Source organism: Bradyrhizobium sp. SZCCHNR2028 (genome assembly GCF_032380995.1).
Classification (GTDB): Bacteria; Pseudomonadota; Alphaproteobacteria; order Rhizobiales; family Xanthobacteraceae; genus Bradyrhizobium.
The window spans coordinates 221,174-235,000 of sequence record NZ_JAUHJF010000008.1 but is presented as its reverse complement, the minus strand read 5'-3'; the positions used below and the strand labels follow the sequence as shown (position 1 = coordinate 235,000).

Here is a 13,827-nt window from a genome sequence, read left to right as displayed (position 1 = left end):
ACCCCCTGAGGTATTCGTCCGAGGCGATACCTAAATATCTTTCGCGGAGAACCAGCTATTTCCCAGTTTGATTGGCCTTTCACCCCTAACCACAAGTCATCGGAGCCTTTTTCAACAGGCACCCGTTCGGTCCTCCAGTGAGTGTTACCTCACCTTCAACCTGCTCATGGCTAGATCACTAGGTTTCGGGTCTAATACAACGAACTTGACGCCCTATTCAGACTCGCTTTCGCTACGCCTACGCCTATCGGCTTAAGCTTGCTCGTTAAATTAAGTCGCTGGCCCATAATACAAAAGGTACGACGTCACCCAGAACGCATCTTGGGCTCCGTCTGTTTGTAGGTGTCCGGTTTCAGGTCTATTTCACTCCCCTCGTCGGGGTGCTTTTCACCTTTCCCTCACGGTACTGGTTCACTATCGGTCGCTGAGGAGTACTTAGGCTTGGAGGGTGGTCCCCCCATGTTCAGACAGGATTTCACGTGTCCCGCCTTACTCGAGCATGAATGCTTGCATTACCCATACGGGGCTATCACCCTCTGAGGCCCTGCTTTCCTGACAGGTTCTGGTTGGCTTGCATTCATGACTGGCCTGGTCCGCGTTCGCTCGCCACTACTAGCGGAGTCTCGGTTGATGTCCTTTCCTCCAGGTACTTAGATGTTTCAGTTCCCTGGGTTCGCTTGAAACCTCCTATGGATTCAGAAGTCTCATACCTTCTCTTGATAACCGGAAATCCAAAACCTCACGGCTCGGGATCGTCACAGTCTCCTGATCGAACACCAAAACCCGGAGGTCTTGGAGTTCCGGCTATCGAAGGTGGGTTTCCCCATTCGGAAATCCGCGGATCAAAGCTTCTTCGCAGCTCCCCACGGCTTATCGCAGCGTAGCACGTCCTTCATCGCCTCTCAGCGCCAAGGCATCCACCGAACACCCTTAAGGCACTTGATTGCTCTCATTATCAATGTCCACACACTCGGCAGAATGTTCACCGCCCTCACCCGTCCCGAGGGACAAGGCGTAGAGCAGCGCGGACAATGATTAGAAAGACCAGCTTGCTTCTTAAGATCGAACCGATAGCCGTGCGGTCAAGCGCAGCTAACAGAGTCATTTACAACAGACGGGATGCTTCACAGCTTCCAGCCTGCGCCGAAATGACCCGGAGATAGTGAAGGCGTCGGTGCATAGTCGGAGCGCGGACCGCTTGCGCGGTGACGCTCCATTGCACGACCCTACTCGGATCGATCTCCTCTTCACGATGTCAGATAACACGCAGTCTTCTGTAATCCCGGTGAGGATCAGAAGATGCGAAGTGTTGTCTCGCGGACGATGTTGAACCAACGCTGTCAAGCGATCGCTCGGCAATCAAACCATCTGGTGGAGCCAGACGGGATCGAACCGACGACCTCATGCTTGCAAAGCACGCGCTCTCCCAGCTGAGCTATGGCCCCGTAACCAGAAGACGAAGCATAGCGCCCGTCTTCGCCAAGTGGCTACGCCGGACACGCTTCGCTCATTGGAGAGCGCGGCGTGCCACGCGAAGCCGCAGGCGAAGCGTGGTGGGCCTGGGAAGACTTGAACTTCCGACCTCACGCTTATCAAGCGCGCGCTCTAACCAACTGAGCTACAAGCCCTAACGCTCGAAGCTCGTCACCACCCGGCCCGCGAAGGCCAAAGCCTACGAAGCAAAAGCAGCGACCGCGCAGCCCCAGGCAGCGTGTTCGTCCGCGAAGAAAGAGAAACGAAGACGGCGAAATCCCGCCAATGGAGCTCACGCAAGACCTGGCGGTCTCGGTGGCCCCTGATGTTTCTAAAACAGCTCGATAGAAGCGACAGATCCGAAAATCTGACCTTGCTGAAGAGCCATCCTTAGAAAGGAGGTGATCCAGCCGCAGGTTCCCCTACGGCTACCTTGTTACGACTTCACCCCAGTCGCTGACCCTACCGTGGTCGGCTGCCTCCATTGCTGGTTAGCGCACCGCCTTCAGGTAAAGCCAACTCCCATGGTGTGACGGGCGGTGTGTACAAGGCCCGGGAACGTATTCACCGTGGCGTGCTGATCCACGATTACTAGCGATTCCAACTTCATGGGCTCGAGTTGCAGAGCCCAATCCGAACTGAGACGGCTTTTTGAGATTTGCGAAGGGTTGCCCCTTAGCTTCCCACTGTCACCGCCATTGTAGCACGTGTGTAGCCCAGCCCGTAAGGGCCATGAGGACTTGACGTCATCCCCACCTTCCTCGCGGCTTATCACCGGCAGTCTCCTTAGAGTGCTCAACTAAATGGTAGCAACTAAGGACGGGGGTTGCGCTCGTTGCGGGACTTAACCCAACATCTCACGACACGAGCTGACGACAGCCATGCAGCACCTGTGTTTCGGGCTCCGAAGAGAAGGTCACATCTCTGCGACCGGTCCCAAACATGTCAAGGGCTGGTAAGGTTCTGCGCGTTGCGTCGAATTAAACCACATGCTCCACCGCTTGTGCGGGCCCCCGTCAATTCCTTTGAGTTTTAATCTTGCGACCGTACTCCCCAGGCGGAATGCTTAAAGCGTTAGCTGCGCCACTGGTGAGTAAACCCACCAACGGCTGGCATTCATCGTTTACGGCGTGGACTACCAGGGTATCTAATCCTGTTTGCTCCCCACGCTTTCGTGCCTCAGCGTCAGTATCGGGCCAGTGAGCCGCCTTCGCCACTGGTGTTCTTGCGAATATCTACGAATTTCACCTCTACACTCGCAGTTCCACTCACCTCTCCCGAACTCAAGATCTTCAGTATCAAAGGCAGTTCTGGAGTTGAGCTCCAGGATTTCACCCCTGACTTAAAGACCCGCCTACGCACCCTTTACGCCCAGTGATTCCGAGCAACGCTAGCCCCCTTCGTATTACCGCGGCTGCTGGCACGAAGTTAGCCGGGGCTTATTCTTGCGGTACCGTCATTATCTTCCCGCACAAAAGAGCTTTACAACCCTAGGGCCTTCATCACTCACGCGGCATGGCTGGATCAGGGTTGCCCCCATTGTCCAATATTCCCCACTGCTGCCTCCCGTAGGAGTTTGGGCCGTGTCTCAGTCCCAATGTGGCTGATCATCCTCTCAGACCAGCTACTGATCGTCGCCTTGGTGGGCCATTACCCCACCAACTAGCTAATCAGACGCGGGCCGATCTTTCGGCGATAAATCTTTCCCCGTAAGGGCTTATCCGGTATTAGCACAAGTTTCCCTGTGTTGTTCCGAACCAAAAGGTACGTTCCCACGCGTTACTCACCCGTCTGCCGCTGACGTATTGCTACGCCCGCTCGACTTGCATGTGTTAAGCCTGCCGCCAGCGTTCGCTCTGAGCCAGGATCAAACTCTCAAGTTGAACTTGAAGCTTTGAACCGGCTGATCACAACGTTTGACGAGGTCCCACCAATCGATCTCCACGCTTCACAGCGCGAAAACCATGGTGTTACCTTTGAAACATTGTCCGCCGAAGTCTTCTCGTCCGATCCCAGAACCAAAAGCCGAAGCTCTCAATCCCGAGACCCGCAAGGACTCCGCCGTCCACGTTTCTCTTTCTTCATCTTCACTTGTCAAACAGCCCGGGACCTCAGTCCCACCCTCGGATGGAGGGGTCGCCCAACCTTTTCCGACGTCGATGAGCAACCGGGTTCTACCGGTTGTGCATCGCTCAGCAGAAGTGAGGAGCAATATTGGCGCGAATGCTCGCCTCGGTGTGTCCCGAAGCGGCGCCGCGCTCAGTGACCGTGCTTATAGGGGGGTCCGATCGGGGTGTCAACGCCCAATGTCAACAAATCGTCGCATCGAATCATTTTTTCCGGGACGGCCAGAGAACCCAGACTTCTTGCGGACTTCGTGCCCCACTTGGGCCACAATCCTGCGACGATTTGTTAAGCATCGACCTGGGTTGATTTGGGTCCAGCGGGGACCGCCATCGATTCAAGGATGATCCAGATCAAGGAAGTGGCGAGCCCTTCGCCTGACTCATACGGCCGAGACGACATCGAGAGATCCTGAAGAACAATAGCGGTTCGCGGATTCCGGCTTTCGGGCCAGAGAGTCTCGAACCGTCAGAAGCGCGCCATCATTCCGAGCCGTTTGTCTTGGACGTTAAGCCGACCGGCAGCTGAGTGATTTCGGCGCTGACTTTGAACTTGGGGGACGAAGGTTGAACCATCGGACGTCACGCGGAGGGTATGGACGCGAGGTCGGCATGATCGATCTCGGTCATGAGCCGCCGCTATCGGTCGATGGCTCCGAGGCCGCGGTGATCGATCGCCGCCGCGTCTCCGTGCAATGGTTCTCCGGTACGATTCTGACTGGTCTATGCGGCGCAGCCCTGATCGGCGGCGCCGTTTTTGCGTCGCTCGACGGCGAAATGACCTTCGCTCGCATGCCGGAGCGGATGGAGAGCGCGCTGCGCGGCGCCTTCGGCGCCAATGACCGCGTTGCCACCCTGCGCAAGAGCGATCGCCTGCCGCCACCGAGCGAAGCGGCGGCGGCGCGCAATGTGGTGCGCATCTCGACCGTGACCCGCGCCGGATCGCGCGAGCTGATCCGGGTCCGTCCCTATGTCCGGATCTCGGGCAACCTGTCGATGACGACGAGCGATCTTTCCGCCAAGATCCCGCCGTTCAACGCCCAGCGCCTGCTGAGCGACACCGACAACGACAAGACCGGGTCCGGCGAGGATCCGAACAATCCGGAGGCCGTCGAGCCCGACGCCGAAGTCTCGTTCGTGACCAAGGATCTCGCCGCGGTGCTCCCCAAGGCGAAGATCGCGACCTCGGTGGCGCTCGACGAAATCGTCATGCGGGTTCGCGATGCGGCGAACTGGCGCGGCAACAATGGCGGCGTCCGCTACGCCTCGCTCGCCAATGCCGCCGCTGACGCGGCCGGTGCACAGGCCGTCCAAGGCGGCGACCTGAAACTGTCCTACGCCAATGACGGCACCTCGCCAGATCCTTACGCCGGCTTCGAGACCCGGGTGGTGCCGGAAAATGTCACCTTGCTCCCCAAGACCAAGGACCAGATCACCGGCGGCAATCCGCTCGGCGAGCGTGTCCATCTGGTCAAGAAGGGCGATACCGTCACCTCGATCCTGCGCGACCAGGGCGCGACGCCCGACGAGGCCAGGGCGATTGCCGCCCAGCTCGGCCCACGCGGCCGTGACGGCGGGCTGAAGGAAGGCGAGAAGCTCCGTATCCTGATGGCGCCGTCCGGCCCTGCCCCCGGCGCCCGGCTGCAGCCGTTCCGGGTCATCATCGCCAACGACACCATGATCGAGGCGGTGGCCGCGCTGTCGGACCTCGGACGATACGTCGCCGTGGACGCGCAGAGCATGAACACGGTCACCGAGACCGCCGACAACACCAATGACGAGGAGGATGACGGCACCGGTGTCCGCCTCTATCAGAGCATCTACGAGACGGCGATGCGCAACAAGGTGCCCACGCCGGTCATCGAGGACATGGTCCGGATCTATTCCTACGACGTCGACTTCCAGCGCAAGGTGCAGCCGGGCGATTCGTTCGACGTCTTCTATGCCGGCGACGATGACGACAAGCCCGGCAACAACGACAAGACCGAGGTGCTGTTCGCTGCGCTGACGGTCGGCGGCGAGACCAAGAAATACTACCGGTTCCAGACCCCCGACGACAGCGTCGTCGACTATTACGACGAGACCGGGAAGAGCGCGAAGAAGTTCCTGGTGCGCAAGCCGGTCAACAACGCGATCATGCGCTCCGGCTTCGGCGGCCGCCGCCATCCGATCCTCGGCTATGTGAAGATGCACACCGGCGTCGACTGGGCCACCGCCTACGGCACCCCGATCTTCGCCTCCGGCAACGGCGTTCTCGAGAAGGTCGGCACCGAAGGCGGTTACGGCAAGTACATCCGCATCAAGCACAACAACGGCTACGAGACGGCCTATGGCCACTTGTCGGCGTTTGCCAAGGGCATGGAGCCCGGCAAGCGCGTGCGCCAGGGCCAGGTCGTCGGTTTCGTCGGCTCGACCGGCATGTCGACCGGCCCGCACGTCCACTATGAGATCCTGGTCAACGGCCGCTTCGTCGACCCGATGCGCGTGAAGCTGCCGCGCGGCCGGTCGCTCGAAGGCCAGATCATGGCCAGCTTCGAGAAGGAGCGCGATCGCGTCGACCAGATGATGACCAGCCGCGGCGCCGGTGCCTCGCGCATCTCCGACGCCGGCCCGATCCAGGTCAGCCGCTAAAAACCCGGCCTCGCCGGGCTGGTCCGTTCAACCCAAGGAAGTCTTTTTGCCGATGCAGGCGGCCCGCGCTGATCGCTCAGCGCGGGCCGCCTTTGCTTGCATTCCGCGCAGCGCCGCTTCAGTTCAGCTTGCGCTTCGGGATCGGCGCCTCGAACGTCGCGATCTCGGCGGTGCGATGCGCCTTGCCGTTGAAGGTCAGCACATTGCCTTCCGAGGAGATGGCGACCTTGTCGCCGTCCTTGACATCGCCGGCGAGGATCATCTCGGCGAGCGGATCCTGCACGCTGCGCTGGATCACCCGCTTCAAGGGACGTGCGCCGTAGGCCGGATCCCAGCCCTTGGCGGCGAGCCAGTCGCGCGCGTCGCCATCCAGGGACAAGGTGATCTTGCGCTCCTCCAGCAGCTTCTGGAGCCGTGTGAACTGGATCTCGACGATCCGCCCCATCTCGCTCTTCTGCAAGCGGTGGAACAGGATGATCTCGTCGACGCGGTTGAGGAACTCGGGCCGGAAATGCCCGCGCACCGTGCCCATCACCAGCTCGCGCACCTCCGACGTATCCTCGCCCTCCGGCTGATTGACCAGGAACTCGGAGCCGAGATTGCTGGTCATGATGATCAGCGTGTTGCGGAAGTCGACGGTGCGGCCCTGGCCGTCGGTCAGGCGGCCGTCGTCGAGCACCTGCAGCAGCACGTTGAAGACATCCGGATGCGCCTTCTCGATCTCGTCGAACAAGACGACCTGGTACGGCCGGCGCCGCACGGCCTCTGTCAGCGCTCCGCCCTCGTCATAGCCGACATAGCCGGGAGGCGCGCCGATCAGCCGCGACACCGAGTGCTTCTCCATGTACTCGGACATGTCGAGCCGGACCATCGCGGTCTCGTCGTTGAACAGATACTCGGCGAGCGCCTTGGTCAGCTCGGTCTTGCCGACACCGGTGGGGCCCAAGAACATGAACGAGCCCATCGGTCGGTTCGGGTCCTGCAGGCCGGCGCGCGAGCGCCGCACGGCGGTCGCGACCGCATGCACGGCCTCGAACTGGCCGACGACGCGCTTGCCGAGAGAATCCTCCATGCGCAGGAGCTTGTCCTTCTCGCCCTCGAGCATCTTGTCCACCGGCACGCCGGTCCAGCGCGAGACCACCTGCGCGATGTGGTTGGCGGTGACCGCCTCCTCCATCATCTCGCCGGCATTCTCCTTGGCCTCGATGTCGGCCAGCTGCTTCTCCAGCTCCGGGATGCGGCCATAGGCCAGCTCGCCCGCTTTTTGATACTCGCCGCGGCGCTGCGCGTTGGCGAGCTCGATGCGCAGGCCGTCCAGCTCGCTCTTGAGCTTCTGCGCGTTCGACAGCTTGTCCTTCTCCGCGCTCCAGCGCGCAGTCAGGCCAGCCGACTTCTCCGAGAGATCGGCGAGCTCCTTTTCCAAGGTCAGCAGCCGGCTCTTGGATCCCGGATCGGTCTCCTTCTTCAGCGCTTCCTGCTCGATCTTGAGCCGGATGATCTCGCGATCCATCGAATCCAGCTCTTCCGGCTTGGAATCGACCTGCATCTTCAGCCGCGCGCCCGCCTCGTCCATCAGGTCGATGGCCTTGTCGGGCAGGAAGCGGTCGGTGATGTAGCGGTTCGACAGCGTCGCCGAGGCCACCAGCGCGGAATCGGTGATGCGCACGCCGTGATGCTGCTCGTATTTATCCTTCAGGCCGCGCAGGATCGAGATGGTGTCCTCGACCGTCGGCTCGGTGACGTAGACCGGCTGGAAGCGCCGCGCCAGCGCGGCGTCCTTCTCGACATGCTTCTGATACTCGTCGAGCGTGGTCGCGCCGATGCAGTGCAGCTCGCCGCGAGCGAGCGCGGGCTTCAGCAGGTTCGACGCATCCATCGCGCCGTCGGCCTTGCCGGCGCCGATCAGGGTATGCATCTCGTCGATGAACAGCACGAAGGTGCCTTCGGCCGACGTGACCTCCTGCAGCACGGCCTTCAGCCGCTCCTCGAACTCGCCGCGATATTTCGCGCCCGCGATCAGGGAGCCGAGATCGAGCGACAACAGCCGCTTGTCCTTCAGGCTCTCCGGCACGTCGCCATTGACGATGCGCAGCGCGAGGCCCTCGACGATCGCGGTCTTGCCGACGCCGGGCTCGCCGATCAGTACGGGATTGTTCTTGGTGCGCCGGGACAGAACTTGAATCGTACGGCGGATCTCCTCGTCGCGGCCGATCACCGGATCGAGCTTGCCGTCGCGCGCCGCCTGGGTCAGGTCGCGGGCATATTTCTTCAGCGCATCATACGCATTCTCGGCGGTCGCCGAGTCGGCGGTACGGCCCTTGCGCAGGGATTCGATCGCCGCGTTGAGGTTCTGCGCGGTGACGCCGCCCTTGGCGAGGATGCCGCCTGCTTCGCTGTTCTTCTCCAGCGTCAGCCCGAGCAGCAGCCGCTCGACCGTGACAAAACTATCGCCGGCCTTCTCGGCCGCCTTCTCCGCCGCGTCGAAGGCGCGCGCCAGCTCGGGCGACAGATAGACCTGTCCGGCGCCGCTGCCCGACACCTTCGGCAGCTTGCCCAGCGCATCCTCGGTCGCTTTCAGGATCGCGCGCGAATTGCCGCCGGCGCGGTCGATGAGACCGCCCGCGAGTCCCTCGCCGTCGTCGAGCAGGACTTTCAGCAGATGCAGCGGCGAGAACTGCTGATGGCCGTCGCGCACGGCCAGCGATTGCGCCGATTGGATGAAGCCCCGGGCGCGCTCGGTATATTTTTCGATATTCATGATATTTCCCTCAGCCTGCTGTGACGCCCCGAAGGCACGATTTCAGCATCTTCATTGGGTTTCGGACCGCGCACGTTGACGTCCATCAACGCCGCACCCCTGACGTCGCCGGCTTGCGCCCGGCTTGAGCTGAAATGTGGGAAGGCGGGCCAAAAACGGAAGAGGCCGTTTCACAAATTCGTGTGCCCTGGCCGCGGCCATGGGAATCTCCTATGAGGCGGCATGAGCCAGACCCCTCCCGCGCGCATCGCCGGCCTGTACCGCTATCCGGTCAAGGGCCTTACCCCGGAACCATTGCAGACGGCACCTTTGCGGATCGGCCAGACCTTGCCGGCCGACCGCCGCTACGCCTTGGAGAACGGCCCCAGCGGGTTCGATCCGGACGCTCCGGTCTGGCGGCCGAAGACGGCGTATCTCATGCTGATGCGCAACGAGCGCCTCGCCGGCTTCAAGACCATCTTCGACGACGCAACGAATGTCCTCACCATCCGCAAGGACGACGCCGTCGTCGTGCAAGGCGATCTCGAGAGCCCCGAAGGCCGCGCGGCGATCGAGCGCTTTTTCGCAGGCGAGTTCGCCGACGAGCTGCGCGGGCCACCAAAGCTGCTGTCGGGCGGCGGCTACAGTTTCACGGACTTGGCGCGCAAGGTGGTCTCGATCATCAACCTCGCCTCTCTCGCCGAGCTCGAGAAGCTGGTCGGCGCTCCCGTGCATCCGCTGCGCTTCCGCGCCAACGTCTACGTCACCGGCTGGCCGGCCTGGCGCGAGACAGAGCTGTTAGGCGAAACGCTGTGCATCGGCGCGGCGCGGCTCAAGGTCGTCAAGGCCACGACCCGCTGCGCCGCCGTCAACGTCGACCCGGACACCGCCGCCCGAAACCTCGACATCCCGCCCGCGCTGATGCAGCACCGCGGCAACAATGAATGCGGCATCTACGCCGAGGTGATCGAAGCCGGTGATATCGCCGTTGGCGACGAACTCGCCGTGGAGCAGCCGCGGCTGGTGTAGTTCGAGCGCTGGCCGCATCGGCGGCGCGCCCCCTCTCCCGCGTGCGGGGGAGGGTTGGGGTGGGGGCCGCCCCACCCGAAAATCTTCGTGTGGAGAGACTTCCCCCACCCGCATCGCATCTTCGATGCGATGCGACCTCCCCCGCAAGCGGGGGAGGCGCACACCGAGCGAGCCTCGACGGCTCGATTCATATCAGTTCGAGATTGGTTAGTTCGGCATCACATACGCATACACCCGGCCGCGCGACACCGCGGTCTCGCGCACGCGGTTGCCGTTGTTGCCGGAGATGACGATCGGGTTGCCCTGGGCATCGACGCCCGAGACCACGCCGACATGTCCGCCGCCACGGCGGCTCATGACCGCGATCGCGCCGACCTGCGGGCCGGAGACGCGCTGGCCATAGCTCGCGAACGAGCGCGCCATGTCGGAGCCGGTGCCGCGATGGCCGGTCCGCTCCAGCACCATGTTCATGAAACGGGCGCACCACAGGCTGCGCCGGCCGGTCGGGTTGCCGCTGCCGATGTAGCTGCGCGCCGCGGAGACGACGCTGCTGCCGCCGCCGAAGCCGCCGGACGACGCCATGCCGTCAGACGCCGTGCCCGGCATCATGACGCTGGCCTGCGCGTCGGCAACGCCGCTCACCTGCACCCGCGCCACGCCGCGCTCCCAGCGCGACAACCGGGCGACGGACCGGCCGTGGTGATGATATCTTGCGTAGTGATGGCCGCCGTGGCTGCGGTGGGCATGATGCCCGGAGCCGTGATGCGGACGGGCCGAAGCCGGTGTTGCGGTGACGGCGACGACTGCCGAGCACATGGTTAACGCAACGATGTGAAGCGACCGGCGAAGGGTAGACACAACCATACTCAATCCTTCTGTTACTTCCCCCAGTACCTGACTTGGCACCCCCTGGTCCCTCAGCGCGGCCCCTCTGCAAGCCGCCAGCGGCGGTCCGTAAAATGTTGCGGTGTGACGAAACCATGACCATCGACGGCGAAAGGCTGGCGACGAGAGGGTGATTCCGAGTCTATGTCGCGGCGAAAACAAGGCGCCGGCCCGACCATTGTCGCGTGTCGCGCGACTCGTCATCATGCAACACGTGACACGGGAGGAGCTGACGATGCCCCACGCAACGGCGAAAGACGGCGTTCGCCTCTATTTCGAAGAGGTCGGCGCCGGCACGCCGCTCATCTTCCTGCACGAGTTCGCCGCCGACCACACCAATTGGGAGCCGCAGCTGCGCTACTTCGCGCGGCGCCACCGCTGCATCGCCTACGCCGCGCGCGGCTACACGCCCTCGGACGTGCCGGCCGCGCCCGACGTCTACAGCTACGTGCACTTCTACACCGACGCGCTGGCGGTGCTGGACCATCTCGGCATCGCCAGCGCCCACTTCGTCGGCCTGTCGATGGGCTCCTATTCCTCGCTGCAGGTGGCGCTGAACGCGCCGGGGCGCATCCGCTCGATGGTGCTGGCCGGGGTCGGCTCAGGCTCCAGCCTTGAGCAACTCGACGCCTTCCGCGCCCAGTGCCGCGCGACCGCCGAGCAGTTCGAGACCCTGGACTCAGCCGAGACCGCCAGGGTGACGCGCGAGGCGCCCGGCCGCATTCCCTTCCTGGTCAAGGACCCGCGCGGCCACGCCGACTTCTACGCCGCCCTCGCCCGCCATGACGCGCGCGGCTCAGCCAACACGATGCGCGGTTTCCAGGGTGGCCGGCCCTCGATCTTTACAATGACCGACGCCATCCGCGGCGTGCCGACGCCGACCCTCATCATCTGCGGCGACGAGGACGACGCCTGCATCGCGCCGAGCCTGTTCCTCAAGCAGCACCTGCCGGCATCGGGGCTGACGTTCTTCCCGAAGTCCGGCCATGTGTTGAATCTGGAGGAGCCGGCGCTGTTCAACGCGTCGGTCGAGCGCTTCATCGCGCTGGTCGAGGCCGGGCGATGGGGGCCGCGGGATCCGCGGTCGATGGCGGGATAGTTGCGCAGCCGAAGCGTTGCCGCTTTGCTCGACACGCAAGGCGCAGCGGGCCAGGCTGCTTCGAGCCGGCTTTGCCCATTCCAGCGACGATCACGTCCAACATGCATCGGACTCTGCCAGCCTGCGCGGGCATGACAGCTGAGGCTATTGCCACCTCCTCCGTCATCGCGAGCGCCAGCGAAGCGATCCAGGGCTACGCAGACAAGCTACCGTCGTGGCCCTGGATTGCTTCGTCGCTTGCGCTCCTCGCAATGACGGCCTGTTCGAGCAAGCCCTGCCAATGTCGCGACGGACTCGCCTACTCGCCGATGATCTTGATCAGCACGCGCTTGCGCCGACCGCCGTCGAACTCGCCGTAGAAGATCTGTTCCCACGGACCGAAATCGAGCTTGCCGCCGGTGATCGCGACCACGACCTCGCGGCCCATGATCTGGCGCTTCATGTGGGCGTCGGCATTGTCCTCGCCGGTCCGGTTGTGGCGATAGCCCGCCACTGGCTCGTGCGGCGCCAGCTTCTCCAGCCATTGCTCGTAGTCGAAATGCAGCCCGCTCTCGTCGTCATTGATGAAGACCGACGCGGTGATGTGCATGGCGTTGACCAGCACGAGTCCCTCGCGCACCCCGCTCTCCTTCAGCGCCGCCTCGACATCATCCGTGATGTTGATGAAAGCGCGACGGCCCGGTGTCTGGAACCAAAGTTCCTTGCGGAACGATCTCATCGGAACAATCCCGTGCTTCATCACCATGACCAGAGGATACCGCAACGCGCGTGTCCGTCCTCGAGTGTGCCGTAGCTCACAGCGTGCGGTTCCGGCTGCGCGCAGACTGGACCCGATGGAGTGCATACTGCAAGCCCAGCCGGCCCGGTGTCGCTTCGTCATACAATCCAAGATTGAACCGAACGTTGCTCGGACAGACTTAACTGCATTGCCGATCTCATTTCGACGATGACAACGACAGCGTGGCGGCTCGCCCTTCGGCGACGACTGTGCAGACCTGATCCGGCTGCAGCCGCTCATTCTCATCGCACGAGAAGCTCGACTTCTGCAGGCTGACGCCGATCGCAGCGAGTCGCCATTCAGAGGAGAGAGACAATGAGTCTGCTGCGTATCAATCTCTTTGGCGGTCTTGAAATCAAACGCGTCTCCGGCGAGCAGGTCGTCATCCCAAGCCGCAAGGCTGCAACACTCCTGGGCTATCTCGCCCTTACCTCTCCGCACGGCATTTCACGCAGCAAGCTTGCCGCACTCCTGTGGGAAGGCCGCTTCGGCGACAACGCGCGCGCAAACCTTCGCCAGGCCCTGTTGACGCTGCGCCGGGTGCTGCCGCAATGCGCCGACATCATTTCGGCGGAACGGGACGACATCCGCATCCATCCGAACGCCGTCAGCACCGACGTGCAGGAGTTCGAGCTGCTGCTGCAGCTCGGCGATCTGGAAACCATGGCGCGCGCCGCCGCGCTGTTCCGAGGCGAGTTGCTCGACGGCATCAGCTCGACGTCCTGCGCGTTCGAGGCATGGCTCTCCGCCGAGCGTCAACGACTGAAGACGCGAGCGATACGGGCCATCGCGGGCCTGCTGGACGTCGGCGGCCCCGAACATGTGGAGATCGCCAAGACATTCTCGTTGCGCGTGCTGGCCGCCGATCCGCTGCAGGAGGACGTCCACCGCACCCTGATGCGCTGCTACGCACAGCAGGGTCGCCGCGCCGACGCCCTGCGTCAATATGACTTCTGCCGCACCGTCCTGCGCAAGCAGGTCGGTGCCACACCGGAGAGCGCAACCGAAACCCTGCAACGCGAAATCAGGCGCATGCTTCGCGTCTGACGATCCGCGCGACCCTTGCTCCATG

At 62.9% G+C, this 13,827-nt stretch carries 7 protein-coding genes, 2 tRNA genes and 2 rRNA genes (1 of these 11 running past the window's edge); 4 read left to right on the top strand and 7 right to left on the bottom strand.

Going from position 1 to position 13,827, the window contains the following annotated elements; genetic code table 11:
* From QX121_RS16125 to QX121_RS16110, 4 genes are all read right to left on the bottom strand, one after another.
* A 23S ribosomal RNA gene (locus tag QX121_RS16125) occupies nt 1–945 on the bottom strand (it extends 1,900 nt beyond the left edge of the window).
* A gap of 424 nt (nt 946–1,369) precedes the next feature.
* Nucleotides 1,370–1,445: transfer RNA gene (locus QX121_RS16120), tRNA-Ala, on the bottom strand.
* A 106-nt stretch (nt 1,446–1,551) separates the two neighbouring features.
* Nucleotides 1,552–1,628 (bottom strand) — tRNA-Ile (locus QX121_RS16115).
* 239 nt (nt 1,629–1,867) lie between these two features.
* Nucleotides 1,868–3,356 (bottom strand): 16S ribosomal RNA (locus QX121_RS16110).
* The 16S and 23S rRNA genes sit together here with 2 tRNA genes alongside, the layout of an rRNA operon.
* Nucleotides 3,357–4,163: 807 nt before the next feature.
* Between QX121_RS16110 and QX121_RS16105 the strand changes: the two genes are divergently transcribed.
* Nucleotides 4,164–6,227, top strand: coding sequence for a M23 family metallopeptidase (locus QX121_RS16105; RefSeq protein WP_315736252.1), 2,064 nt, complete (start codon nt 4,164–4,166; stop codon nt 6,225–6,227).
* Between the two features lie 118 nt (nt 6,228–6,345).
* On the opposite strand, the gene clpB is transcribed toward QX121_RS16105, so the two are convergent.
* Entirely contained in the window at nt 6,346–8,985 is a 2,640-nt protein-coding gene (gene clpB, locus QX121_RS16100) for an ATP-dependent chaperone ClpB (RefSeq protein WP_315736251.1), read from the bottom strand.
* Between the two features lie 222 nt (nt 8,986–9,207).
* On the opposite strand from clpB, the gene QX121_RS16095 reads away from it, so the two are divergent.
* Nucleotides 9,208–9,993, top strand: a complete 786-nt coding sequence (locus tag QX121_RS16095) for an MOSC domain-containing protein (protein ID WP_315812456.1) — start codon at nt 9,208–9,210, stop codon at nt 9,991–9,993.
* A gap of 207 nt (nt 9,994–10,200) precedes the next feature.
* Here the strand turns inward: QX121_RS16095 and QX121_RS16090 are convergent, their stop codons facing one another.
* Nucleotides 10,201–10,857 (bottom strand): TIGR02594 family protein, encoded by a 657-nt coding sequence (locus QX121_RS16090; protein ID WP_409999341.1) that lies wholly within the window; start codon nt 10,855–10,857, stop codon nt 10,201–10,203.
* Nucleotides 10,858–11,113: 256 nt separating this feature from the next.
* On the opposite strand from QX121_RS16090, the gene QX121_RS16085 reads away from it, so the two are divergent.
* The gene (locus tag QX121_RS16085) at nt 11,114–11,977 is read left to right on the top strand and encodes an alpha/beta hydrolase (protein WP_315812454.1); all 864 of its coding nucleotides are present in this window, start codon (nt 11,114–11,116) and stop codon (nt 11,975–11,977) included.
* 298 nt (nt 11,978–12,275) lie between these two features.
* On the opposite strand, the gene QX121_RS16080 is transcribed toward QX121_RS16085, so the two are convergent.
* Complete coding sequence (locus QX121_RS16080) at nt 12,276–12,695, bottom strand: secondary thiamine-phosphate synthase enzyme YjbQ (RefSeq protein WP_315795638.1); 420 nt, start codon at nt 12,693–12,695, stop codon at nt 12,276–12,278.
* Between the two features lie 375 nt (nt 12,696–13,070).
* Between QX121_RS16080 and QX121_RS16075 the strand changes: the two genes are divergently transcribed.
* Entirely contained in the window at nt 13,071–13,802 is a 732-nt protein-coding gene (locus QX121_RS16075; RefSeq protein WP_315812453.1) for a BTAD domain-containing putative transcriptional regulator, read from the top strand.
* Nucleotides 13,803–13,827 lie beyond the last annotated feature (25 nt).